The organism is Crenobacter luteus (assembly GCF_004345725.1).
Classification (GTDB): Bacteria; Pseudomonadota; Gammaproteobacteria; order Burkholderiales; family Chromobacteriaceae; genus Crenobacter; species Crenobacter luteus.
In genome coordinates this window covers 209094-234847 of the sequence record NZ_SLXG01000001.1, presented here as the reverse complement: position 1 = coordinate 234847, position 25754 = coordinate 209094, and the positions used below count along the sequence as shown (strand labels likewise).

The 25754-nt window shown below is 66.5% G+C and carries 20 protein-coding genes; 4 read left to right on the top strand and 16 right to left on the bottom strand.

Going from position 1 to position 25754, the window contains the following annotated elements; all coding sequences use genetic code 11:
* Positions 1-85: 85 nt before the first annotated feature.
* The 9 genes from xdhC to EV683_RS01135 all read right to left on the bottom strand — a co-directional run bounded on the left by xdhC (position 86) and on the right by EV683_RS01135 (position 10383).
* Positions 86-1072 carry a xanthine dehydrogenase accessory protein XdhC gene (gene xdhC / locus EV683_RS01175; protein WP_131861409.1) on the bottom strand — a complete coding sequence of 329 codons (987 nt, stop codon included), beginning with the start codon at positions 1070-1072 and terminating at the stop codon, positions 86-88.
* Positions 1069-3402, bottom strand: a complete 2334-nt coding sequence (gene xdhB / locus EV683_RS01170; RefSeq protein WP_066611356.1) for a xanthine dehydrogenase molybdopterin binding subunit — start codon at positions 3400-3402, stop codon at positions 1069-1071. The genes xdhC and xdhB overlap by 4 nt, the downstream gene beginning before the upstream one ends.
* Before the next feature lie 18 nt (positions 3403-3420).
* A complete protein-coding gene (gene xdhA / locus EV683_RS01165; protein ID WP_131861408.1) occupies positions 3421-4878 on the bottom strand; it encodes a xanthine dehydrogenase small subunit in 1458 nt (485 codons plus the stop codon).
* A 67-nt stretch (positions 4879-4945) separates the two neighbouring features.
* Positions 4946-6289, bottom strand: coding sequence for a nucleobase:cation symporter-2 family protein (locus tag EV683_RS01160; RefSeq protein WP_066611351.1), 1344 nt, complete (start codon positions 6287-6289; stop codon positions 4946-4948).
* Between the two features lie 151 nt (positions 6290-6440).
* Positions 6441-6953: an ureidoglycolate lyase gene (locus tag EV683_RS01155; RefSeq protein ID WP_066611349.1), complete on the bottom strand. Its 513-nt coding sequence runs from the start codon at positions 6951-6953 to the stop codon at positions 6441-6443.
* 83 nt (positions 6954-7036) lie between these two features.
* A complete protein-coding gene (gene alc / locus EV683_RS01150) occupies positions 7037-8080 on the bottom strand; it encodes an allantoicase (protein ID WP_066611348.1) in 1044 nt (347 codons plus the stop codon).
* A gap of 72 nt (positions 8081-8152) precedes the next feature.
* On the bottom strand, positions 8153-8671 hold the full coding sequence (gene uraD, locus EV683_RS01145; protein ID WP_066611346.1) for a 2-oxo-4-hydroxy-4-carboxy-5-ureidoimidazoline decarboxylase: 519 nt from the start codon (positions 8669-8671) through the stop codon (positions 8153-8155).
* Between the two features lie 4 nt (positions 8672-8675).
* Entirely contained in the window at positions 8676-9608 is a 933-nt protein-coding gene (puuE, locus tag EV683_RS01140) for an allantoinase PuuE (protein WP_066611340.1), read from the bottom strand.
* A gap of 19 nt (positions 9609-9627) precedes the next feature.
* Complete coding sequence (locus EV683_RS01135) at positions 9628-10383, bottom strand: GntR family transcriptional regulator (protein WP_131861406.1); 756 nt, start codon at positions 10381-10383, stop codon at positions 9628-9630.
* 170 nt (positions 10384-10553) lie between these two features.
* Between EV683_RS01135 and uraH the strand changes: the two genes are divergently transcribed.
* The 3 genes from uraH to pyk are packed head-to-tail and all read left to right on the top strand — an operon-like array spanning position 10554 to position 13700.
* Entirely contained in the window at positions 10554-10907 is a 354-nt protein-coding gene (gene uraH, locus EV683_RS01130; RefSeq protein ID WP_066611335.1) for a hydroxyisourate hydrolase, read from the top strand.
* A gap of 48 nt (positions 10908-10955) precedes the next feature.
* On the top strand, positions 10956-12209 hold the full coding sequence (locus tag EV683_RS01125) for a urate hydroxylase PuuD (RefSeq protein WP_131861404.1): 1254 nt from the start codon (positions 10956-10958) through the stop codon (positions 12207-12209).
* 45 nt (positions 12210-12254) lie between these two features.
* Positions 12255-13700 (top strand): pyruvate kinase, encoded by a 1446-nt coding sequence (gene pyk, locus EV683_RS01120; protein WP_279432271.1) that lies wholly within the window; start codon positions 12255-12257, stop codon positions 13698-13700.
* A gap of 224 nt (positions 13701-13924) precedes the next feature.
* Here pyk and EV683_RS01115 read toward each other — a convergent pair whose 3' ends face one another.
* The 4 genes from EV683_RS01115 to gcl all read right to left on the bottom strand — a co-directional run bounded on the left by EV683_RS01115 (position 13925) and on the right by gcl (position 18853).
* Positions 13925-15217 (bottom strand): glycerate kinase type-2 family protein, encoded by a 1293-nt coding sequence (locus tag EV683_RS01115; RefSeq protein WP_066611332.1) that lies wholly within the window; start codon positions 15215-15217, stop codon positions 13925-13927.
* Between the two features lie 114 nt (positions 15218-15331).
* Complete coding sequence (locus EV683_RS01110; RefSeq protein WP_066611324.1) at positions 15332-16219, bottom strand: 2-hydroxy-3-oxopropionate reductase; 888 nt, start codon at positions 16217-16219, stop codon at positions 15332-15334.
* Between the two features lie 35 nt (positions 16220-16254).
* On the bottom strand, positions 16255-17034 hold the full coding sequence (hyi, locus tag EV683_RS01105) for a hydroxypyruvate isomerase (RefSeq protein WP_066611323.1): 780 nt from the start codon (positions 17032-17034) through the stop codon (positions 16255-16257).
* A gap of 73 nt (positions 17035-17107) precedes the next feature.
* Complete coding sequence (gene gcl, locus EV683_RS01100; protein WP_066611322.1) at positions 17108-18853, bottom strand: glyoxylate carboligase; 1746 nt, start codon at positions 18851-18853, stop codon at positions 17108-17110.
* 337 nt (positions 18854-19190) lie between these two features.
* Here gcl and iclR point away from each other — a divergent pair, with 337 nt between their 5' ends.
* A complete protein-coding gene (gene iclR, locus EV683_RS01095) occupies positions 19191-20051 on the top strand; it encodes a glyoxylate bypass operon transcriptional repressor IclR (protein WP_066611321.1) in 861 nt (286 codons plus the stop codon).
* A 102-nt stretch (positions 20052-20153) separates the two neighbouring features.
* Here iclR and EV683_RS01090 read toward each other — a convergent pair whose 3' ends face one another.
* The 3 genes from EV683_RS01090 to EV683_RS01080 form a co-directional block, all read right to left on the bottom strand.
* Positions 20154-21035, bottom strand: a complete 882-nt coding sequence (locus EV683_RS01090) for a DMT family transporter (RefSeq protein ID WP_131861400.1) — start codon at positions 21033-21035, stop codon at positions 20154-20156.
* A gap of 84 nt (positions 21036-21119) precedes the next feature.
* Positions 21120-23756, bottom strand: coding sequence for an aminopeptidase N (pepN, locus tag EV683_RS01085; RefSeq protein ID WP_131861398.1), 2637 nt, complete (start codon positions 23754-23756; stop codon positions 21120-21122).
* Between the two features lie 28 nt (positions 23757-23784).
* Positions 23785-25569, bottom strand: coding sequence for a M61 family metallopeptidase (locus EV683_RS01080; RefSeq protein ID WP_131861396.1), 1785 nt, complete (start codon positions 25567-25569; stop codon positions 23785-23787).
* Positions 25570-25754 lie beyond the last annotated feature (185 nt).

Genomic DNA, 25754 nt, shown 5'->3' with positions numbered 1-25754 from the left:
GTATCGCGACCTGGCGGACCCCCTACGATCCAGGCCGGAACTGCAAAAGAAAACGGGCCGGCAAAACCGGCCCGCCTAGGGTAGATCAGTCGCGCAGGGCGCGCAATCGGGCTTCGTGCAACTGCAGCAGCTCGGCGACCACCGACACCGCGATCACCGGCGGCTCCTTGCCCGCGATGCCCGCGATGCCGATCGGACAGGTCAGCTCGGCGGCCACGCGCTCGCGGCCGACGCCGCGCGCCTCGAGCCGGCGGGTGAAGTTCGCCCGCTTGCTCTTGGAGCCGATCAGGCCGACGTAGGCCGCGTCGCCGCGCTTGAGCACCTTCTCGACGATGTCGAAGTCCAGCGCGTGGTTGTGCGTCAGGATCAGCCAGTAGGCACCGGCCGGCTGACGCGCCACGTCGCCGTCGTCGCCGACCTCGGTGACGATGTTGTCCGCCACCGCGTCGGGGAACATGTCGTCGCGCGCGTCCAGCCAGGTGACCTTGCACGGCAGCGTGCCCAGCAGGCTCGCCAGCGCGCGGCCGACGTGGCCGGCGCCGAACAGCACCACCTGCATCGTCGACGGCAACAGCACGTCGAGCAGCCACTCGGCGTCGCCTTCCTTCTCCAGCCGCGTCTGGCCGGCCTCGCCTTGCGGCGCGGTCAGCGTGACCTTGGCCGAGGGATCGGACAGCGGCACGTGGCGCACGCGCACCTCGCCGTCGGCCGACGCGCGGGCAGCCTCGGCCAACCACGCGTCGTCGTCGGCGTCGATGCGCTCGATCGCGAGGAACACCACGCCGCCGCAGCACTGGCCGAGACTGGCACCGAGCGGCATGCGCAGCGTCGCGCGGCGCGCTGCGCCGGCGGCGAACAGCTCGCGCGCCGCGTCGATCGCGCGGAACTCGAGCGTGCCGCCGCCGATGGTGTCGGCCTGCCAGTCGGGTCCGACCGCCATGCGCGCGCCGGCTTCGCGCGGGGCGGAGCCGTCGGCGCGCGTCACGGTGATCAGCGCGGCCGGCTGCGACGCTGCGCGCGCCGCGCGCAGTGCCTCGAGCCAGTTGGCGCCGTTGCGGACCGCGAAGGTCATACCGTCTCGGCTTCGACCGCTTCGGCCTTCTTGGCGGCCTTGACCGCCTCGACCGCCTTCAGGATCGCCTCGGCGGTGGCCGGCGCCATCAGCGGCGGCACGGCGCGGCCGCTGTCGTCGACCGCGGCGACCGCGTCGCGCAGCGCGAGGAACACCGACATGCCCAAGGGCAGCGGCGGCTCGCCGACGGCCTTCGAGTGGTAGATCGAGTCTTCCTTGTTGCTGTTGGCGTACAGGCGCGTGTTGAACTGCGCCGGCACGTCGGACACCGACGGGATCTTGTAGGTCGACGGCGCGTGCGTCATCAGCTTGCCGTCCTTGTTCCACCACAGCTCCTCGGTGGTCAGCCAGCCGGCGCCCTGAATGAAGCCGCCCTCGACCTGGCCGATGTCGATCGCCGGGTTCAGCGAGCTACCGACGTCGTGCAGCACGTCGGCGCGCAGCAGGCGGCTCTCGCCGGTCAGCGTGTCGATGATCACCTCGGACACCGAGGCGCCGTAGGCGAAGTAGAAGAACGGACGACCGGTCAGCGTCTTGAAGTCGTAGTGGATCTTCGGCGTGCGGTAGAAGCCCGACGACCACAGCGGCACGCGCGCGGTGTAGGCGATCTTGACGAACTCCTCGAAAGCGATCTTCTCGTTGCCGGCGTACACGTGGTTGTCGGCAAAGCGCACTTCCTCCGGTTTGCAGCCGTAGCGCTCGGCGGCGAAGGCGGCCAGCTTTTCCTTGACCTTCACGCACGCGTCCTGTGCGGCCTTGCCGTTCAGGTCGGTACCGGTCGACGCGGCGGTCGCCGAAGTGTTCGGCACCTTCGAGGTGTCGGTCGCCGACACGCGCACGCGGTCGATCGACAGGCCCAACTCCTCGGCGACGACTTGCGCCACCTTGGTGTTCAGGCCCTGGCCCATTTCGGTGCCGCCGTGGTTGATCATCACCGAACCGTCGGTGTAGACGTGCAACAGCGCGCCGGCCTGGTTGAACTGGGTCGCGGTGAACGAGATGCCGAACTTGACCGGCACCAGCGCCAGGCCCTTCTTCAGGATCTTGTTCTTGGCGTTGAACTCGTTCACTTCCTGGCGGCGCTTGCGGTATTCCGACGTCTCCTCGAGCTCGGCGACCAGCTCGTGGATCACGTTGTCTTCCACCGTCATCTGGTACGGGGTGACGTTGCGGTCGGTCTTGCCGTAGAAGTTGATCTTGCGGACGTCGAGCGGATCCTTGCCGAGCTTGCGCGCGATCGTGTCGATCATGTACTCGATCGCGATGATGCCCTGCGGGCCGCCGAAGCCGCGGAAGGCGGTGTTCGACTGGGTGTTGGTCTTGCCGCGGATCGACAGGATGTCGAACTCGTCCAGATAGTAGGCGTTGTCGGTGTGGAAGATCGCGCGGTCGCCGACCGGGCCGGACAGGTCGGCCGAAAAGCCGCAGCGCAGGCGGTACTCGATCTTCAGACCCTGAATGCGACCGTCATCGTCGTGCGCGATGTCGTACAGGATCTGGAAGTCGTGACGCTTGCCGGTGATCATCATGTCGTCGTCGCGGTCGGCGCGCAGCTTGACCGGCTTGCCGGTCTTGCGCGCGAGCAAGGCGGCGATCACGGCGAACACCCACGACTGGGTTTCCTTGCCGCCGAAGCCGCCCCCCATGCGACGGCACTCGGCCTTCACGGTATGCACATGTTGGCCGAGCGCGTGCGCGACCATGAACTGCATCTCGGACGGGTGCTGGGTCGAGGTGTAGACGTGCATGTCGCCGTCTTCGCCCGGCAGCGCGTAGGCGATCTGGCCTTCCAGGTAGAACTGCTCCTGGCCGCCCAGGTCGAATACGCCGGTCACGCGGTGCTTGGCGTTGGCGAGCTTCTCCTCGACGTTGCCGCGCTTGATGTGCACCGGCGGCAGCACGTAGGCTTTCGCCTCGGCGGCGGCCTGCGCGGTCAGGATCGCCGGCAGGTCTTCGTATTCGATCTTGGCGAGCTTGGCGGCGCGACGCGCGAGGTCGTGGCTGGTGGCGGCCACGGCGAACACCGGCTGGCCGTAGTACAGCACTTCCTCGTCGGCGAAGATCGGCTCGTCGTGCAGGAAGGGGCCGAGGTACTTGTCGCCCGGCACGTCGTCAAGGGTGATCACGGCGATCACGCCCTCGGCGGCCTTCACCGCCGACAGGTCCATGGCCTTGATCTTGGCGTGCGCGCGGGTCGAGATGCCGATGGCGGCGTGCAGCGTGCCTTCACGCTGCGGAATGTCGTCGGTGTAGTTGGCCTTGCCGCTCACGTGCAGGTGGGCACTTTCGTGCTTGAGCGACTGACCGACGGTGCGATGTTGCTGTTGCATGGTCTTTCCTCTCATCCCTTAGTTGTTGGCGGCGTACAGGCTGAGCTCTTGCCCGCTGGTCGTTTCCACGAAGAAACGGTAGACCAGGTTCTTGGCCGTGGTCATGCGGTACTCGCTGGTCGCGCGCATGTCGGTCATCGGCTGGTAGTCCTGCTCCATCGCGGACATCGCTTTCTGTACGCTGGCCTCGTCCCAGGATGCGCCGTTCAGGGCGGCTTCGGCGTGGCTGGCGCGCTTCGGGGTGGCGGCCATACCGCCGTAGGCGATGCGCGCGTCCTTCACGCGACCGTTCTCGATGTCGAGCGCAAACGCGGCGCAGACGGCCGAGATGTCCTGGTCGTAGCGTTTGGACAGTTTGTAGACGGCAAACTTCACCGACTCGCGGCGCAGCGGCACGCGCACGCTCTCGACGAATTCGCCGGCGTCGCGGGCCTGCTTGCGGTAGGCCAAGTATAGGTCTTCGAGGGGCATTTCCCGGCGACGGTCGCCCTTGCGCAGCACGACGCGCGCGCCGACGGCGATCATCGGTGGCGGGTTGTCGCCGATCGGCGAGCCGTTGGCCAGGTTGCCGACGAAGGTGCCCGAATTGCGGATCGGGGTCGACGAGAAGCGCTTCCACAGCTCTTCCATCTCCGGATACTGCTCGACGACGACCGGGAAGGCATCGTTCAAGAGCACGGCCGCGCCGATTTCGATCGCGCCGTCGCGCTGCTCGATCTTCTTGAGCTCCTGGATGCCGCCGATATAGATGACGGTCTTGAGGTCCATCAGGTGCTTGGTCACCCACAGGCCGACGTCGGTGCCGCCGGCGAGGATCACCGCGTCCGGGTTGGCCTCGTACAGCGCGGCCAGCTCCTCGACCGTGGCCGGCGCATAGTAACGGTTGCCCGCCGCGGTCTCGACCTCAAGCGTACCCTCGGGGCGGATCGCCTTCAGGCGTTCGGCCAGGGTATCGCCGCAAGTCCTGGCCTCAGGGTAATCACCCATTTTCATGGCGGCCTCAACAATGGGACGATAGCCCGTACAACGACACAGGTTGCCAGACAGGCAATCGAGCACGCGCTCGCGGCTCGGTTTGGTTTCGCCGTTCTGGTACATGGTGTACATCGACATCACGAAGCCCGGGGTGCAGAAACCACACTGCGAGCCGTGGTTGTCGATCATCGCCTGCTGGGCCGGATGGAGGGAGCCGTCCGGGTTGGCAATGCCTTCGACGGTCCAGATCGCACGGCCGTCGAAAGTCGGCAGGAAGCGGATGCACGCGTTGATCGCACGGAAGCGAACCTCGCCGGTTTCGGTCAGTTCGGCTTCGGTGACGGTACACGCGCCACAGTCGCCCTCGGCACACCCTTCCTTGGTCCCGGTGGCGCGCTCTTCCTCGCGAAGATAGTTCAACAAGCTCTGGGTCGGCGAGGTCGGAACCACTTCGCGCAACTCACCGTTCAACAAGAACCGGACAGTTCTTCGGTTTCCCATTTTCTTCTCCTCTTATGCGTCGCCAGCCGACCCGATGGGCGCGACCGACGTCAAATCCGGAAAAAAGTCAGGCGTGCTCTGATGCCGACACATTTTCCATTGCTTCATCATTGCTCTGAAGTTTATTGAGACACAGGTTGGCCACGATGGCTACCAGCGTACCCATCGTGATGCCACTGTGCAAAAAAATATTCGCCAGCTCCGGGAAACGGCTGAAAATCGACGGCACGAGCACCGGCATCATCCCGATCCCGAGGGCCAGCGCCACCACCATGCCGTTGCTGTTGCCGCGGTATTCGACCTCACCCAGGGTACGGATACCGGCGGCCGCCACCATGCCGAACATCACGATCCCGGCGCCGCCGAGCACCGGTTTCGGCACCGAGGCGACCACGCCGGCCAGCTTGGGGAACAGGCCCAACGATATCAGGATCACGCCGGCCATGGCCACGATGAAGCGGCTCTTGGCCCCCGTCACCCCGATCAAACCGACATTCTGCGCGAACGCCGTGTACGGAAAGGTATTGAATACCCCGCCCAGCGTCGTCGACAAGCCGTCGGCCAACAGGCCGCGCCTGAGCGTTTCCTGATCGACCGGTTTTTCGACCATCTGGCCGATCGCGAGCATGTCGGACATGGTCTCGATCATGGTCACCACCATGACCAGCGACAGGATCACGCACGGCACGACGTAGAACTCCGGCAAGCCGAAGTACATCGGGATAGGCAGCCCCAGCCAGGCCGTGTGCCCCACCGGCTGGAAGTCGGTCATGCCGAACAGCGAGGCGACCACGGTACCGACCACCAGGCCGGTCAGGATCGCGATATTCCGGAAGAAACCGTGCGCGAGCCGGTAGACCAGCAGGATGACCAGCAGCGTGAACATGCCGATCGCCAGCGAACTCATCGCGCCGAAGCCGGGCATGGACGGGTGTCCCCCGCCCAGCCAGCCTACCGCGACCGGCATGATGGACAAGCCGATCAGCGTGATGATCGACCCCATCACCACCTTGGGGAAGAAACGCAGCAGCTTGGCGATGAACGGGCTCGCCAGCATCGTGAAGATGCCAGAGGCGATCACCGCGCCGTAGATGCCGGTCAGGCCGTAGTCCTTGCCGATCAGGATCATCGGCGTCACCGCGGCGAAGGTGCAGCCCTGCACCAGCGGCAGCCGGCAGCCGAAGCGCCCGACCCCCACCGCCTGGATGATGGTGGCGATCCCGCACGCGAACAGGTCCGCGTTGATCAGGAACACCAGGTACTCGTGCGGCAGATCGAGCGCGGTGCCGAGGATCAGCGGCACCGCGACGGCACCGGCGTACATCACCAGCACGTGCTGCAGGCCGTAGACGAACAGCGGCCCCAGCGGCAGCACCTCGTCCACCGGGTGGACAGCCTGAGTCTCTTCCATTCTTCTCCCCTGGCGCGGCGGCTTCTTGTCGAGCCTTGCCGGCCGGTCGGACTGCGGGTGACCGGCGACGCCGAGTGATATTAAGGTCGTTTATTTCCCTTCCAAAGAAGAGATTATACCGAAGCGAGGGGGCGATGCACTGGCTAAGTGCTCAAGCGAGCGCCGGCGCGGACTCGATGAGATAAACCTGCGACAGTTGCACCTCGTCGCAGTTGTGGCCCGGACCGCCGCGGTCGACGACGATGAAGTCGCCCTCGCAGCCCAGCGTGACCAGCGGATGGTGCCAGGTGCCGCGGTGGTAGTTCACACCCTGGTCGCCGCGCACGATGAAGCCCTTGAGCTGGCTCTCGTCCGGCTTGTCGTCGGCGCCGTTCGGGGCCACCACGACGATGAACGGCGCGCCGCTCGACGGGATGAAGGCCTGGCTGCCCAGCGGGTGGCGCTCGAGCATCTTCACTTCCACCGGCAGCTGGAAGGCGTCGCCGCGGCACATGCTGATGATGGGCAGACCGCCCTCGCCGGTCACTTCGACGCGGCCGAGGTTGTGGTAGCGCTTGGTGGTGCCGTTGTTGATCGGGAACCATTCGCTGCCGTCGATCTGGATCACGTCGCCGAAGGGGGCGAACGCTTCCTTGGTCAGCAGTTCGAGTGTCAGGGTAGTCATGTTGTCTCCTCGTTTTTCTGGCTAAAGCCCCGTCCGGCGAACCGGACGGGGCTGTTCATCTCGCTATCGAGCGATCCGGCCGCTTACTTGGCCAGCTTGCCCCAGATGCGCAGACGGCTGACGCCGCCGTCCGGGAAGATGTTCAGGCGCACATGGGTGACCGGGCCGATGTCGCGGATCTGCTCGGCGCCGTAGTAGTGCTGCTTGTCCATCTCGGTCTTCTGCTCCGGCAGCAGGGTGTCCCAGAACATCGCCTGGGTCACGATCGACTGGTCGGTGCTGTTGGTCACGTAGGCGGCCTGGATCGACACGCGGTCCGGGTAGTTGCCCTTGAAGTGGGCGGTGTCGACTTCGATCTTCTCGACGGTCGCGGCGTGGCCCAGCTCGACGATGCACCAGTCGTTGCCCGGCTCGCGACGGCGACGGGTTTCCCAGCCGTCGCCCATGTTGACGCCGCGGCCCGGCATGATCAGGCGGAACGGCACGCCGAAGTGGGCGTTGTTGAACGCCACCACACGGCCGCCGTTTTCCAGCGCCGACACTTCGATCAGCTCGTTGGCGTCCTTCTTGTCCCAGTCGCACTTGGGCAGACCGTAGACGCGGAAGCGGGCGACGCCGCCGTCCGGGTAGATGTGCAGACGCAGGTGGGTCCACGGACGCTCGTCCGAGATCTCGATGAAGTGGTGCGAGTCGCCGTTCAGCGAGGTGGTGGCGACCACTTCGGTCCAGACGGTGTCTTCGGTCGGGTCGGTTTCGCTATAGCAGGCCTCGATCGACGCGGCCGGCGGGAAGTTGCCGGTGAAGTGGCTGGTCTCGATGTCGAAGCCCTTGATCACGCCCGGCAGACCCAGCTTCACGATCGCGAAGTCGTGGCCACCGTTGCGGCGGCGACGGGTTTCCCAGCCGTCCATCCATTTGCCGTGGTCGTCGAACTTGCCGACGATGAACACCGGCTCGGACGCCTGCAGCATGCGCGAGGCGGCGGCGAACCATTCGTCGGTGCAGAACAGCACCTTGGCGCCGAAGTCTTCGTGGGCCAGGTTGGTGTAACGGGTGGCGAATTCCGGCACCGACTCGGCAGGACGCGCGTTGATGATGGTACCGACCGGTGCATTGGGTGCAGCCATTGTCTTCTCCTGAATAGGTTATTGGGGCGAGAGGCTCGGCCAACCCTCGTCGGGCCTGGCCGAGGAAGGCGATCAGATCTTGATCAGGTCGTGCAGGCGGAAGCCGCCGATCTTGTAGATCTGCGACAGGCTTTCCGCACGCTCTTGTTCGGCGTTCAGGCCGACGCGACGCTCGAACTCGCGGATGATGCCGTGGCGGTCGTAGCCGCGCACCGCGAGGATGAACGGGAAGCCGAACTTGGCGTTGTACTCGGCGTTCAGGCGGGTCAGCTTCTCGAATTCTTCCGGCGAGCACTTGTCGAGGCCGGCGCCGGCCTGCTCGTTGGTCGACTCCTCGGTCAGCTCGCCGCGCACCGCGGCCTTGCCGGCCAGCTCCGGGTGGGCGCGGATCAGTTTCAGCTGCGCGTCGACGCCGGCGTTCTCGATCGCGGCGATCATCGCGTTGTGCAGCCCCTCGACGCTGGTGAACGGGCGCTGCGACGCCACGGCCTCCGGCACCCACGGCGAGTGCTCGAAGATGCCGCCCAGCACGTTGACGAAATCGGCAACCGGCAGACCGTTCAGTTCGGTCAGGCTGATCGTTTTGCTCATGGTCTTATTCTCCTTTGGGCTGGTAGGGGTGGTGTTCGGCCCAGTGCTTGGCGATGTCGATGCGACGGGCGATCCAGACCTGGTCGTGGCTGGCCACGTAGTCGAGGAAGCGCTTGAACGCGGCGAAGCGACCCGGGCGGCCGAGCAGGCGGCAGTGCATGCCGATCGACAGCATCTTCGGCGTCTCGGCGCCTTCGGCGTACAGCACGTCGAAGGCGTCCTTCAGGTACTGGTAGAAGTGCTCGCCGGTGTTGAAGCCCTGCGGCGTGGCAAAGCGCATATCGTTGGAATCGAGGGTGTACGGCACCACCAGGTGCGGCTTCTTCGAGCCGTCGGACAGCTCGACCTCGGTCCAGAACGGCAGGTCGTCGCCGTAGTAGTCGGCGTCGTAGGCGAAGCCGCCGTGTTCGACCACCAGCTGGCGGGTGTTCGGGCTGTCGCGGCCGGTGTACCAGCCCTGCGGCGTCACGCCGAGCAGATCCTTGATGATCTGCATCGCTTCCTTCATGTGCTGGCGCTCGGTTTCCTTGTCGATATTCTGGTAGTGGATCCACTTCAGACCGTGGCAGGCGATCTCGTGGCCGCCGTCGACGAACGCCTTGGCCACTTCCGGGTGACGGGCCAGCGCGGTCGCCACGCCGAAGATGGTCAGCGGCCAGCCGCGGCGTTCGAATTCGTTGAGGATGCGCCAGACGCCGGCGCGCGAACCGTATTCGTAGATGCTTTCCATCGACATGTGGCGCGCCTCGTAGGCGGCCGCACCGACGATTTCGGACAGGAACTGCTCGGACGCCTTGTCGCCGTGCAGCACGCAGTTCTCGCCGCCCTCCTCGTAGTTGAGGACGAATTGCAGCGCGACGCGCGCGTTGCCCGGCCAGTTGGCCTTCGGAATGTTGCGACCGTAACCGATCAGGTCGCGCGGATAGTTGGCAGACATGTTTCCTCCGGGTGTCGTTTTAACGTTTGAAGGTGAAAACCGCCCTCAAGTCGGATTGGATTTCCTCGTCGCTCAGGCGCAGGCGCTGCTCGCAGTCCTGCAGATGGTGGTGCATCGCCGCCAGCGCGGCGTCGAGGTCGCGGCGGGCCAGGCAGTCGAGGATCACGTCGTGCTCGTCGAAGGAGCAGGCGCTACGGCCGGGCACGTCGTAGAGCGCGATGATCAGCGAGGTGCGGCTCGTGAGCCCGCGCATCAGGTCGGTCAGCACCGCGTTTTCGGCCAACTGCGCGAGCTTGACGTGAAAATGGTTGGACAGGCGGATCCAGGCGCTGCGGTCGCCGTTGGCGAAGGCGGCGCGCTCCTCGTCGACCAGGCTGCTCAGCGAGGCCAGACGCGACTCGAGGTCGGGCATGCCCATCAGCTTCTTGAGGATGGCGCCCTCGACCATGCGACGCGCCTCGAAGATGTCGTGCGTCTCCTTGACGTCGGGCGTGGCGACGAAGGCGCCGCGGTTGGGCTGGATCTCGACGATCTCGTCGTGGGCGAGCTTGGCGAGCGCGGCGCGCACCATGCCGCGCGAGCAGTGGAACACGTCGCACAGCACCGCCTCGGTCAGTTTCACGCCGGGCAGCAGACGCTGGTCGATGACCGCGTCGAGAATTTCCGCATAGATACGGTCGACCTCGTTCAGAGGTTCGCCATCGAGGACTTGACTGTCCCAAACGGACTTTTCGGGCCGGATACCGGACACCGCTGGCGCTTCAGTGGGCGTCATCGTTTGGTCTCACTAAATTTCCGAGATGCGGGAATTGTTTCCAAAATTTTGTTGACAATTATTGGAGCCGCGAGCGAATATCGTCAACACAAATTGTTGACAATTTTTGCTCCGCGCAACGAAGCTGCAACAGGGCAAAGATTAAATATTCAATAAGAGGAGAGAACCTCATGGGAAAACTGACTACCCACGTGCTTGACACGATGCATGGCAAACCCGCCGCCGAGGTCGCCGTCAAGGTGTTCCGCGTCGAGAACGAGGTGCGCACCCAGGTCGCCGAAAGCCGGACCAACAGCGACGGCCGCGTCGACCAGCCGCTGCTCGAAGGCGACGCGCTGACCGCCGGCGTTTATGAAATCCAGTTCCATGTCGGCGAATACTTCGGCCGCAAGGGCGTCAACCTGCCCGAACCGCGCTTCGTCGACGTGGTGGTGTTGCGCTTCGGCATCAGCAACCCGACCGAGCACTACCACGTGCCGCTGGTCGTGACGCCGTGGACCTACTCGACCTACCGCGGCAGCTGATCAACACACGCGCTCGACGTGTGACGCGATAACTGGAGACATGATCTAATGGAAAACTACCTGCTTGACTGGGCCAACCTGCTCTTGCGCTGGTTGCACGTGATCGCCGCCATCTCGTGGATCGGTGAATCGATCTACTTCGTGATGCTCGACAACGGCCTGAAGAAACCGACCGACGAGCCCTCGATCAAACGCGGCGTGTTCGGCGAGATGTTCGCCGTGCACGGCGGCGGCTTCTACCACAGCCAGAAATACCTGACCAACCCGCCGTTCGAACTGAACGACGACGTGCACTGGTCGTACTGGAAGTCGTACACGACCTGGCTGTCCGGCTTCGCGCTGTTCGCGCTGCTCTACCTGGCCAACGCCAGCATCTACCTGGTCGACCCGGCCAAGATGGAGCTGTCCGGCGCCGCCGCTTCCGCCATCGCCGTGGCCTTCCTGGTCGGCGGCTGGGTGGTCTACGACGCGCTGTGCCGCCTGATCAGCCCGACCATGAACCGCGACGGCGTGCTGTCGATCGCCGTGGCCGTGATGGTGATCGCCGTCGCCTACGCGACCAGCCACATCTTCCAGGGCCGCGCCGCCTTCCTGATCACCGGCGCCGTGATGGCGACGTGTATGTCGGCCAACGTGTTCTTCTGGATCATCCCGGGCCAGCGCCGCATGTTCAACGACATCAAGGCCGGCCGCGCGCCGAACCCGCTGGACGGCAAGCGCGGCAAGCAGCGCTCGGTGCACAACACCTACTTCACGCTGCCGGTCGTGTTCCTGATGATCAGCAACCACTACGCGTTCACCTACAGCCACGAGCAGGCCTGGCTGATCATGTCGCTGATCATCGTGTCGGGCGCGCTGATCCGTCAGTTCTTCGTGCTGATGCACGCCGGCAAGAAGCTGTACGCGCTGCCGGCCGCCGGCACCGCCGTGATCGTCGCCGCGCTGTTCGTCGGCGCGCCGCAGCGGGCGCTCGAATCGGCGCCGGTCGCCGAAGCCGCCCCGGCCGCCAGCGCTGACGGCTCGGCCCCGGCCGCCGCCGTCGCCGCCGGCGTCAGCTACGACGCGATCCACGACGTGATGGAAAAGCGCTGCGTGGCCTGCCACGCCGCCAAGCCGACCCAGCCCGGCTTCGCCGCCGCGCCGGCCGGCCTCGTGCTCGACCAGGAAAGCGTGGTGCGCGCCAACGCGGCCCGCATCAACACCGCGGTGAAGTCGAAGTACATGCCGCTCGGCAACATGACCCAAATGACCGACGAAGAGCGCGCTCTGGTCGATCAGTGGGTCAGCGCAGGCGCGAAGTAACCCCTAAGAAAAGCCGGCGCAAGCCGGCTTTTTCACAACCACCAGATGGAGACAGAGAGCATGTTCAGAGGCACCAAGATCGTCGCGACGCTCGGTCCGGCCAGCAACAACCTGGAGACGCTGCAGCAGATGATCGCCGCGGGCGTCAACGTCGCCCGCCTCAACTTCTCGCACGGCAAGCCCGAAGACCACATCGGCCGTGCGCAGATGATCCGCCAGGCGGCCGACAACGTCGGCACCTGCGTCGGCATCCTCGCCGACCTGCAGGGCCCGAAAATCCGCGTCGGCAAGTTCGCCGACGGTTCGATCATGCTCGTCAAGGGCGCGACCTTCGTGCTCGACGCCGAATGCGAGCTGGGCAACCAGGACACCGTCGGCCTCGACTACAAGGACCTGCCGAACGACGTCGCCGCCGGCGCCGTGCTGCTCTTGGACGACGGCAAGATCGTGCTCGACGTCGACCGCGTCGAAGGCGCCAAGATCTTCACCACCGTGCGCGTCGGCGGCAAGCTGTCGAACAACAAGGGCATCAACCAGCAAGGCGGCGGCCTGTCCGCCCCGGCGCTGACCGACAAGGACAAGGAAGACCTGAAGACCGCAGTCGCGCTGCAAGCCGACTACATCGCCGTCTCCTTCCCGAAGAACGCCGCCGACATGAACGAGGCGCGCGAGCTGGTCAAGGCCGCCGGCGGCCACGCTCTCCTGGTCGCCAAGATCGAACGCTGCGAGGCGATCGACAAGCTCGAGGAAATCCTCGACGCCACCGACGGCATCATGGTCGCCCGCGGCGACCTGGCGGTCGAAGTCGGCGACGCCGCGGTGCCGGCGCTGCAAAAACGGATGATCCGCATGGCACGCGAGCGCAACAAGTTCGTGATCACCGCGACCCAGATGATGGAATCGATGATCAGCAGCCCGGTGCCGACCCGCGCCGAGGTGTCCGACGTCGCCAACGCCGTGCTCGATGGCACCGACGCGGTGATGCTGTCGGCCGAGACCGCCGCCGGCGAGTACCCGGTCGAGACCGTCGAGGCGATGGCGCGCGTGTGCGTGGCCGCCGAGCAGTCGTACGCGAACTCCTTCGACATCGAGCTGTTGAACCGCGAACAGCACCAGGTCGACCAGTCGATCGCGATGGCGACGCTGTTTACCGCGCAGCACATCAAGGTCAAGGCGATCGCCGCGCTGACCCAGTCCGGCTCGACCGCGCTGTGGATGAGCCGCGTCGACTCCGGCGTGCCGATCTACGCGGTGACCCCGGAAGAAACCACCCGCCGCAAGGTCAGCGTGTTCCGCGACGTGTTCCCGATGAAGACCGACGCGATCGCCACCACCCGCGAGGCGGCGCTGGCGCAGGCCGAGCGGGCGCTGCTCGACGCCGGCGCGGTCGAGAAGGGCGACCTGGTGCTGATGACCGTCGGCGAACAGATGGGCAAGCCGGGCGCGACCAACAACATGCTGATCGTCCGCGTCGGCGAACTGCAGCAATAAGCGGCGCACCGGATAAGCGCGCTTCGGGCGGGGGCTTCCCCGCCCTTTTTTGTGCCCGCCCTCCCCTGCGCCGAAGTTGGCCGAGCCAGCAGGCCTTCGCCTCGGCCAAGCTCCGCCCGGACGGAGCCGCACGCGCTACGCGCAAGAAAAAACCCCGGCCGAAGCCGGGGCAACAACAAATCAAGCACGATTCGGATGCGCTTGAATTTCAGACTGTCGACGACTCAGTTCGGCAGCACCAGGATGGCGCGGAAGTCGTTGACGTTGGTGCGAGTCGGGCCGGTGACGATCAGGTCGTCGAGCGCCTGGAAGAAGGTGTAGGCGTCGTTGTTCGCCAGACGCGCCTTGGCCGATTCGCCGATCGCCTCCGCGCGCGCCAGCGTGTCCGGCGCGGTGATGCAACCGGCGTTGTCTTCCGAGCCGTCGATGCCGTCGGTGTCGCACGCCAGCGCGTACACGCCCGCCTGACCTTCCAGCGCGATGGTCAGCTGCAACAGGAACTCGGCGCAGCGGCCGCCGCGGCCGTTGCCGCGCACGGTGACGGTGGTTTCGCCGCCGGAGATGATCACGCACGGCTTGGCCGCCGGCTCGTCGAAGCCGACGATCTGGCGCACGATGCCGGCGTGCACCAGCGCCACGTCGCGCGATTCGCCCTCGATGGTGTCGCCCAGCACGATCGGCGTCACGCCGTGCTCGCGCGCGAGGCGGGCGGCCGCCTGCAGCGCGTGCTGCGGGGTCGAGATGATGTGGCCTTCGCAACGCGCCAGACGCGGATCACCCGGCTTCGGGGTCTCGTTCTGGCCCGCCTCGAGGTAGGCCTTCACCGACGCCGGCAGCTCGATGCCGTACTTGGCGATCACCTCGCGCGCCTGCGCGAAGGTGGACGGGTCCGGCACGGTCGGGCCGGAGGCGATCACCGACGGGTCGTCTCCCGGCACGTCGGAGATCATCAGCGTCACCACGCGCGCCGGGTAGCAGGCGGCGGCCAGCTGGCCGCCCTTGATCGCCGACAGGTGCTTGCGCACGCAGTTCATCTCCGAGATCTGCGCGCCCGATTTCAGTAGCGCCTTGTTGACGGCGCGCTTCTCGTCCAGCGTGATGCCGGGCACCGGCAGCGACAGCAAGGCCGAGCCGCCGCCGGAGATCAGGCAGATCACCAGGTCGTCCTCGGTCAGGCCCTTGACCGACTCGAGCACCTCGAGCGCGGCCTTCTCGCCGGCGGCGTCCGGCACCGGGTGCGAGGCCTGTACCACGCGAATGTGCTTGGTCGGCAGGTCGTGCGCGTAACGGGTGATCACCATGCCCTCGAGCGGGCCCTGCCAGTGCTGCTCCAGCGCCTGCGCCATCGACGCGGCGCCCTTGCCGGCGCCGATCACCACGGTGCGGCCCTTGGGCGGTTCGGGCAGGTACTGCGCCAGGGTGTCGTACGGCAGCGCGGCCTTGACCGCGGCGTCGAACAGGCCGCGCAGGAAGGCGCGCGCCTCGGCCGGGTTGGCCGGAACGTGGGCGTTCGACATGTCTCCTCCAGTTTTTCTTGGCGGGGCGGCGTCGCCGTCCCCGTAAATAAACAAAGTCGCCCGACCCCGACGGGGCCCAGGCGACTTTCTGTCAGATCAGGCGATCAGGCCAGATTATTCCTGGGCCGGGATCTCGTAGTTGCCCATCACTTCCAGGGCACGCACCAGGGCGCTGTGGTCCCACGCCGCGCCGCCGTTGGCCACGCAGGTGTTGAACAGCTGCTGGCACAGCGCGGTCGCCGGCAGCGCCAGACCCAGCTTCTGCGCGTTGGACAGCGCCAGGTTCAGGTCCTTCTGGTGCAGCGCGATGCGGAAGCCCGGGTTGAAGGTGCGCTTGTACATGCGCTCGCCGTGCACTTCGAGGATCTTCGACGAGGCGAAGCCACCCAGAAGAGCCTGACGAACCTTGGCCGGGTCGGCGCCCAGCTTGGACGCGAACAGCAGCGCTTCGCCGACCGCTTCGATGGTCAGCGCGACGATCATCTGGTTGGCGACCTTGGCGGTCTGGCCGTCGCCGTTCTCGCCGACGCGGGTGATGTTCTTGCCCATCAGTTGCAGGATCGGCAGCACCTTGTCGAAGGCCGCTTCCGGGCCGCCGCACATGATCGACAGCGTGGCGGCTTTCGCGCCGACTTCGCCACCGGACACCGGAGCGTCGACGTACTGGCAGCCGAGCGCTTCGACCTTCTTGGCGAATTCCTTGGTCTCGACCGGCGAGATGGACGACATGTCGACGACGATCTTGCCGGCGGACAGGCCTTCGGCGACGCCGTTCTCGCCGAACAGCACCTTGGCCACGTCCGGGGTGTCCGGCACCATGGTGATGATCACCTCGGCAGCCTGGGCCACTTCCTTGCCCGAAGCCAGCGCCTTCACGCCTTTTTCCTGCAGGAAGGCCGGCACTTCGCCGATGGTGTTCACGAACAGCTCGTGGCCGCCGTCAACCAGATGGCCCGCCATCGGGGCGCCCATGATACCGAGGCCGATAAAACCGATTTTCATGCCTAGTCTCCTAATTCGTTTGTTGTGAGTCGTGCTTAGCCGAGGTAGGACTTGGCCCAGCCGAGGCCTTCCACGGTGGTGGTCTTCGGCTTGTACTCGCAGCCGATCCAGCCGTCGTAGCCGATCTCGTCGAGGAACGAGAACAGGAACGGGTAGTTGATCTCGCCGGTGCCCGGCTCGTTGCGGCCCGGGTTGTCGGCCAGCTGGATGTGCGCGATCTGCGGCAGCTTGGCCTTGATCGTGTTGGCCAGCTCACCTTCCATGCGCTGCATGTGGTAGATGTCGTACTGGACGAAGATGTTCTGGCTGCCCGAGGCGGCGATCAGGTCCAGCGTCTGCTGGGTGCCCGACACGTAGAAGCCCGGGATGTCGAAGGTGTTGATCGCCTCGATCAACAGCTTGATGCCTTCGGCTTCGAGTTTGTCGGCGGCGAACTTGATGTTGTTCACGAAGGTGTCGCGCACGGTGTCGGCGTCGACGCCCTGCGGCGCGATGCCGGCCAGCACGTTCAGCTGGGTGCAGCCGAGGGTCTTGGCGTAGTCGATGGCACGGCCGACGCCGTCCTGGAACTCGCTCACGCGGTCCGGCAGGCAGGCGATGCCGCGCTCGCCGCCGGCCCAGTTGCCGGCCGGCAGGTTGTGCAGAACCTGTTTCAGGCCGTGCTTGTCGAGCAGCTCGGCCAACTGGTTCTTGTCGAAATCGTAGGGGAAGAGGTACTCCACGCCCTTGAAGCCGGCTTGGGCGGCGGCTTCGAAGCGCGACAGGAAGTCCACCTCGTTGAACAGCATGGTCAGGTTGGCGGCAAACTTAGGCACGTCGGTCCCTCCTGGTTTTCGATATCGGTAAAACGCCCGGACCACTGGCTGGAGCGGTCCGGGCTCGGGTCGATCAGGCCGGCAGGTCGAGGATTTCCTCGAACTCGGTCACTTTGTCGATCTCTGTACCCATGGCGATGTTGGTCACGCGCTCGAGGATGATCTCGACCACGACCGGCACCTGGAACTCGGCCATCAGCTCGCGGGCGCGGGCGAAGGCCGGCTGGATGTCGTCCGGATTGGTGACGCGGATCGCCTTCACGCCCAGGCCCTCGGCCACTTTGACGTGGTCGACGCCGTACACGCCCAGCTCCGGCGAGTTGATGTTCTCGAACGACAGCTGCACGCAGTAGTCCATCTCGAACATGCGCTGCGACTGACGGATCAGGCCCAGGTAGGCGTTGTTCACCAGCACGTGGATGTACGGCTTCTTGAACTGCGCGGCGACGGCCAGTTCTTCGATCATGAACTGGAAGTCGTAGTCACCCGAGATCGCGACGACGTCGGCGTCCGGATTGGCGGTCTTCACGCCGATCGCGGCCGGGATGGTCCAGCCCAGCGGGCCGGCCTGGCCGCAGTTGATCCAGTGGCGCGGGCCGTACACGTGCAGGAACTGGGCCGCGGCGATCTGCGACAGACCGATGGTCGTCACGTAGGTCACGTCCTTGCCGAAGAAGGCGTTCATTTCCTGGTACACGCGCTGCGGCTTGACCGGCACGTTGTCGAAGTCCGACTTGCGGTGCATGGTGGCCTTGCGCTGCTGGCACTCGGCGACCCAGCCCTCGGTGTTCTTGAGCTTGCCGGCGGCCTTCCACTCTTTCGCCACTTCGACGAACAGCTGCAGCGCCGCCTTGGCGTCGGAGACGATGCCGTAGTCCGGGCCGAACACGCGGCCGATCTGGGTCGGCTCGATGTCGACGTGGACGAACTTGCGGCCCTTGGTGAAGGTTTCCACCGAACCGGTGTGACGGTTGGCCCAGCGGTTGCCGATACCGATCACGAAGTCGGACGCCAGCATGGTGGCGTTGCCGTAACGGTGCGAGGTCTGCAGACCGACCATGCCGGCCATCAGCGGGTGGTCGTCCGGAATGGTGCCCCAGCCCATCAGGGTCGGGATCACCGGCACGTTGACGATCTCGGCGAATTCTTGCAGCAGGTCGGCCGCGTCGGCGTTGATCACGCCGCCGCCGGAGACAATCAGCGGACGGTCGGCTTCGACCAGCATCGACAGCGCCTTTTCGACCTGGGCACGGGTCGCGGCCGGCTTGTGCAGCGGCAGCGGCTCGTAGGTGTCCGGATCGAAGTCGATCTCGGCAACCTGCACGTCGAACGGCAGGTCGATCAGCACCGGGCCCGGGCGGCCGGAACGCATCAGGTGGAAGGCTTGCTGGAACGCGCGCGGCACCTGCGCCGGCTCGCGCACGGTCACGGCCCACTTGGTCACCGGCTTGGCGATCGACTCGATGTCGACGGCCTGGAAGTCTTCCTTGTGCAGACGGGCACGCGGCGCCTGGCCGGTGATGCACAGGATCGGGATCGAGTCGGCCTGGGCCGAGTACAGACCGGTGATCATGTCGGTGCCGGCCGGGCCCGAGGTGCCGATACACAGGCCGACGTTGCCGGCCTTGGCGCGGGTGTAACCCTCGGCCATGTGCGAAGCGCCCTCGACGTGGCGCGCCAGGACGTGGCTCACGCCGCCGACTTTGCGCAGCGCGGAGTAGAACGGGTTGATCGCTGCGCCCGGCACGCCGAACGCGGTATCGACGCCTTCCTTCAGCAGCACGTGGACGGCTGCTTCAACGGCGGTCATTTTTGCCATGGTGTGTCTCCTCACTCTTGAATCTGCTGGCGGAAGCGGACGGCCAAGGCCCGGTCCCGTTTCGCGCACTATCGCCGATGGCCGACAGGCTGTCAATATTTTTTGGAAATAGATTCCATTTTTCTTGATAAGGTCGGCGCGCCGTGCCGCCGCACGGTCGCCAATCGTGCAACAGCTTCATTTCAAGCATATTTTTTCGAATTGACAAGTCGCTTAGCGCGGTGCATCAATGGCGACATGGTATACTTGTCGCCACGAAGACATGGGAACAATCGAAACCGGTTTCCAAATGGAAAACCGGTTCGCAACGAAACAAGATGGGATTGAAGGATTCGGCATGGCCATCGGCAGCAGCACCCTAGACAAGCGCGGCGGAACGCGCGCCAAGACCCCCGACAGCGGCGGCAGCAGCACCGGACAGGTGCAGTCGCTGACGCGCGGCCTGATGTTGCTCGAGCGCATCGCCGAGTCGGTCAGCGGCGTGTCGCTGACCGACCTGGCCTTGCAGGTCGGCCTGCCCAACTCGACGACGCACCGGCTGCTGACGACGATGCAGCAGGCCGGCTTCGTGCAGCAGGTCGGCGACCTCGGCCTGTGGACCATCGGCGTGCGCGCCTTCACCGTCGGCAGCGCCTTCCTCGACAGCCGCGAGCTGATCACCATCGCGCACCCGATCATGCGCCGCCTGGTCGACGCCGCCGGCGAAACCGCCAACCTGACCGTGCTCGACCGCGAGGAGGGCCTCGCGGTGCTGATCGGCCAGGTCGAATGCCGCGAGATGATGCGCATGCTCGCGCCGATCGGGAACCGCATGCCGCTGCACGCCTCGGGCGCCGGCAAGGCCTTCATCGCGACGTTGTCCGACGACGAGGTCAACGAGGTGCTGCGCAAGACCGGTCTGGTGCAGTACACGCACAGCACGATCAACACGCCGGCCAAGCTCAAGGAAGAGATCGCCCGCATCCGTCGCCAGGGTTTCTCCTTCGACGACGAGGAGCACGCCATCGGCCTGCGCTGCGTCGCCGCCTGCATCTACAACGAGTACAACGAGCCGTTCGCGGCGATCTCGGTGTCCGGCCCGAAGTCGCGCATCCCGGACGAGCGCGTCGTGCACCTCGGTTCGCTGGTCGTGCAGGCCGCACAGGACATCACGCAGGCCTTCAGCGGCATCTCGCGCCCCGGCTACCCGAAGCGCTGAGCGCCGCACGACGCCAGCCAAAGCAAAGGGGCCGCATGCGGCCCCTTTCTTGTTCCTGCACCAAGGTTGGCCGAGCCCCGACAGCGGCTCGGCCAACCCTGCTCACCCCGCCTTCGGACGCCGCAGCGTCACCGCACACAAGAGGCCGAGCGACAGCGCGATCAGCGCCATGCCCGCCGACTCGGCCGCGCTCGGGATCTCGCCGAACTGCAAGGCGGCGATGCCGACCGACAAGGCCGGCACCACCAGCGCGCCGAGCCCGGTGGCGCCGGCCGACAGGCGGCCGAGCAGCACCATCCAGATCAGCCAGCCGAGGCTGTTGGCCAGCGGCCCCAGGTACAGCAGCGCCGCGCCCAGCTCCCAGCCCCACGAGGGCGGCGGCTCGCCCATCGCCAGCGCGATCGCCAGCAGCGGCCAGAAGCCCCAGAACATCTGCCAGAAGGTCAGCGCCATCACGTCGACGCGGTGATGGCGGCGCAGCGTCTTGGCGATGATCGCCGAGCTTGCCCACACCAGACCCGCGGCGATGGCCAGCCACTCGGCTAGGCGCGCGAGCTCCAGATGCCACGGCTCGACGACGGCCATCAGGCCGGCGAAGGCGAGCGCGACGCTCGCCCACTGCGCGCGGCCGAGCCGCTCGTCGAGGAAGACGCGCGCGAGGATCAGCGTCCAGAACGGCATCGTGTACGCGAGCACCGACACCTTGCCGGCGCCGCCGCTCACCAGCGCGAAGTTGGTCAGCGCGGTGAAGCCGGCGGTCTGCGTCGCCCCGAGCCAGAAGGTCGGCCAGAACGGCGTCGGCGCAAGGCGCCTGCCGGTCGCGACCAGCAGCGCGCCCAGACCGAGCACGCCGAACAGCGTGCGGTACATCGCCAGGTCGAACGGGCCGATGTACGGCAAGGCGAGCTTGGAGACGCTCCACGCGTAACTCCACACCAGCCACAGGCCGACGAGCAGGCCGAGGCTGCCGAGATGTCGTTTCATAGGGTTCCGTGATGACAAAACGACGCGCCCCGGCAAGCGGGGCGCGTCGAGCTTGGCCGGGCCCGCCAGCGCCCGGCACGGGACTTACACCGGCTCGGCGAGGTTCTTCGAGACGATCTCGTACACGTCGCGCGACAGGCCGGGTGCGGCGAGGATGCGTTCGAGCTCGGCCTTCATCCGCGCGCGCCGCCCCGCCTCGAGCTTCCGCCAGCGGTTGAAGGCCTGCACCAGACGGCTGGCGACCTGCGGGTTGAAGGCGTCGATTTCGAGCACACGGTCGGCGACGAAGGCGTAGCCGGCGCCGTCCTCGGCGTGGAAGGCGTCGAGGTTGCGCGTGAAGGCGCCGATCAGCGCGCGCGCCTTGTTCGGGTTCTTGATCGAGAACGCCGGGTGCGCCATCGCCGCCTGCACATGCTCGAGCGTGCACGGCAGCCGGCTGCTGGCGATCAGCGCGAAGTACTTGTCCATCACCAGCGCCTCGTCGGCCCAGCGTTCGGCAAAGTCGATCAGACAGTCGGTACGCACTTCGCTGTCGCGGTGCTTGACCGCCTCGAGCGCGCCGATCTGGTCGGTCATATTGTCGGCGCCCTCGAACTGCTCGCGCACCGCGTCGAGCGGCCAGTCGTCCGGCAGCCGCGCCAGCATCGCCAGCGCGAGGTTCTTGAGCGCGCGGCGGCCGGCGTCCTGCGGACGGTAGTCGTGGGTGCGGTTCAGGTCGAAGGTTTCGTGCCAGGCGCCGCGCAAGGTCTGCGCCAGCTCGGCCAACAGCCGCTCGCGCACGCGCGAAAGGCGCGCCGGGTCGACGTCGTCGGCCAATTCGAACAACTCCGCCTCGGACGGCAGCGTCAGCATCAGCGCCTTGAACGCCGGGTCGATCGCGTGGTCGGCGAGCACGGCGGCGAAACAGTCGGCCAGCGCGCCCGGCCCCTGCCACGGCCGGCCGGCCGCGTCGTCGGCGACGCGCGCGACCAGCACGCGACGCGCCAGCGTCTGCCCGGCCTCCCAGCGCGCGAACGGGTCGGCGTCGTTCGCCATCAGGAAGGCGAGCTCCTCGTCGCTATAGGCGAAGTCGAGCGTCACCGGCGCCGAGAAGTCGCGCAGCAGCGACGGCACCGGGCGCGCCGCCACGCCGGTGAACACGAAGCGCTGCTCGGCCAAGGTCACGTCGAGCACGCGCGTCGTCGCCCCCGACGACGCCGCGGCTTCGCCTTCGAGCGTCAGCGGCAGGTCGATGCCGTCCGGGCCGACCAGACCGACCGCGAACGGGATGTGGAACGGCGCCTTCTCCGCCTGCCCCGGCGTCGCCGGGCAGCTTTGCCGCACGGTCAGCGTGTAGGTCTGCGCCGCCTCGTCGTAAGCGCCCTCGACCGCCAGATGCGGCGTGCCAGCCTGGCTGTACCACAGCGCGAACTGGTCGAGATTCACGCCGTTGGCGTCGGCCATCGCGGCGCGGAAGTCGTCGCAGGTGACCGCCTGGCCGTCGTGGCGGCGGAAGTACAGGTCCATGCCCTTCCTGAAGCCGTCGCGGCCGAGCAGGGTCTGGTACATGCGCACCACTTCGGCGCCCTTCTCGTACACCGTCATGGTGTAGAAGTTGTTCATCTCGATGTAGCTGTCCGGGCGGATCGGGTGCGCGGTCGGGCCGGCGTCCTCCGGGAACTGCATCGCGCGCAGCGAGCGCACGTCGTCGATGCGCTTGACCGCGCGGCTGGTCTGGTCGGCGGTGAATTCCTGGTCGCGGAACACCGTCAGGCCTTCCTTGAGGCTCAACTGGAACCAGTCGCGGCAGGTGACGCGGTTGCCGGTCCAGTTGTGGAAGTACTCGTGGCCGATCACCGCCTCGACCGCCTCGAAGTCGAAGTCGGTCGCGGTATCCTGGCGCGCGAGCACGTACTTGGTGTTGAAAATGTTGAGGCCCTTGTTCTCCATCGCGCCCATATTGAAGTCGCCGACCGCGACGATCATATAGGTGTCGAGGTCGTACTCGAGGCCGAAGCGCTCCTCGTCCCACTTCATCGCGCGCTTCAAGGACGCCATCGCGTGCGCGACCTTGTCCTGGTCGGACGCCTCGGTCCACACCTCGAGCTTCACCTCGCGCCCGCCGGCGGTGACGAAGCGGTCGCGCAGCGCGACCAGCTTGCCGGCCACCAGCGCGAACAGGTAGGACGGCTTCTTGTACGGGTCGACCCACTTGACCCAGTGGCGCTTCCTGTCGAGCATGCCCTCGCCGACCTTGTTGCCGTTGGACAGCAGCACCGGGTAGGCCTGCTTGTCTGCGATCAGCGTGGTGGTGAACTTGGACATCACGTCCGGGCGGTCGAGGTAGTAGGTGATCTTGCGAAAGCCCTCGGGCTCGCACTGCGTGAACAGGTTGCCGCCCGAGGCGTACAGCCCCATCAGGCTGGTGTTGGCCGCCGGCTCGACCTCGGTCTCGATCTCGAGGATGAAGCCGTCCGGCGCGTCGACGATGGTCAGCGTCTCGGCGTCGGCGTCGACCCGGTAGCGCGGCTCGGCCAACCTTTCGCCGTCGAGCGTCACCGACTTGAGCGTCGCGCTGCCGTCGAGCAGCAGGTCGGCCGCCTCGCCGCCGTTGCGCCGTACCACCAGGCGCGACCTGACGGTGGTCAGCGTGTCGCGGATGTCGAAAGTGAGGTCGACCTTGTCGATCTGGAACGCCGGCGGCGTGTAGTCCTTGCGGTATTTGATCTGTGGCGTGGCCATGGTGTCTCTCTTGTTCGGGCCGAAGAAATCAGGGGTGCTGCAGCCAGCGCGCGTCGCCGCTCAGGGCCAGACGCGCGGTGTCCCGCGGCGCGGCGCCCAGCACCAACTTGGCGCTGGACAGCTCGTCGCGGCGGAAATAGTGAACGGTCACCGTGTCGCCGGGTTCGAAGCGGGCGAGCTGACGGTCGACGTCGGCGGCCTTCAGGCGGTCGATCGCGACCAGCACGTCGCCGCCCGCAAGGCCCGCCGCCTGCGCGGCGCCGCCGTCGAGCACGTGGGTGAGCCTGACGCCGGCCGGGTCGGCCGCGGTGCGCGCGCCGAGCACCGCGCGCGGCGCGCCGACCTTGGCCGAGCCGGCGAGCCCGCCCTTGTCGGACGCCGACGCGGCCGCGTCGAAAACGAGCGACACGCCCTGCGCCTTCAAGAGCTCGGCCAGCGGCAGATCGGCGGTCGAGCGCAAGGCGGCGGCGAAGAAGTCCGCCAGCTCGACGCCGGCGACCTCGGTCGCGACGCGCTCCCACTCGTCCTCGGCCAAGCCTTTGCCGTCGGCCAGCCACTTGGCCCACAAGGCGCGCATCACGTCGTCGAGGCTGCGCGCGCCGCCCGTGCGTTCGCGTATCGTCAAATCGAGCGCCAGCGCGGCGAGCGCGCCCTTGGCGTAGTAGCTGACGATCGCGTTCGGGCTGTTCTCGTCCTGGCGGTAGTACTTGTTCCACGCGGTGAAGCTCGACTCCTCGAGCGTCTGCCTGTGGCGGCCGGCGCCGCGCTCGACCGCGGTGATCGTTTTCGCCAGCAGCGCGAGGTAGCGCTCCGCATCGATCAGGCCGGCGCGCACCAGCGTCAGGTCGTCGTAATACGAGGTCACGCCCTCGAAGGCCCACAACAGGCGGGTGTAGTTCTCGGCGGACAAATCGTAGGGCGCGAACGCCGCCGGCTTGATGCGCTTGACGTTCCAGCTGTGGAAGTATTCGTGGCTGAAGAGGCCCAACAGTTGCAGGTAGCCGTCGGAAATCCCCTTGTCGCCCTTGGCCGGCAGGTCGTCGCGGCTGGCGACCAGCGCGGTCGACGCGCGGTGTTCGAGTCCGCCGTAGATGTCGCCGCCGACGTAGAGCAGGAACACGTAGCGCGCGAACGGCGCCGGCTCGCCGAACAGCCGTATCTGGTACTCGCAGATTTTCCGGGCGTCGCGCGCGAGGCGCTTGAGGTCGCCCTTGTGGCGGCCCGAGACGACGATCTCGTGCGGCACGCCGCAGGCCTTGAACGTCACCCGTTCGAATTCGCCCAGCTCGACCGGGTGGTCGATCAGCTCGTCGTAGTCGGCGGCGCCATACCGGCCGAAGCCGGTCTTCTTCCTGACATCGAGCGGGGTCAGACTGGTCGCGACGCACCAGTCGGCGTAAGCCTTGCCGTCGGGCGGCAGGATATCGACCGAGCACGGCCGCCCTTCCTGCCCCTCGACGCGCAGGAACACGCTGGTGCCGTTGAAAAAGCCGCGAGCGGTGTCGAGGTAGGCGCCGCGCACAGACAGGTCGTAGGCGTAGACCTCGACCGTCACCGTCAGCGCCTTCCTGCACGGCTCGGCCAACCATTCGTGCTTGGACAGCTGGGTGAGCGCCACCGGGCGGCCGCCCGACTCGGCGCGGATCGCGACGATCTGGCGCGCGAAGTCGCGGATCAGGTAGCTGCCGGGAATCCACGCCGGCAGCGTGAAGCGCTGGCCGGCCGGGTCGGGCGCGTCGACGGTGACGGTCGCCTCGAACAGGTGGGCTTCGGGTCGCAGCGGTCGAAGGGCGTAGCGCACGGTCGCGGTCATCTGAGGGTCCCCGGCGAGAAAAGCGCGATTCTAGCACCCGTCGCGCCCCGGAATGACACCCGCGAGCCCCCTTTGACCAAGATCAATGGGGCAGCGGGCGATGACAATACAATTCGTTACGCCGGGAACATCCGGCATTGCGCGCCAAACGCCGTGTAACGGAATGAAACCCTGGGCGGTCCAGA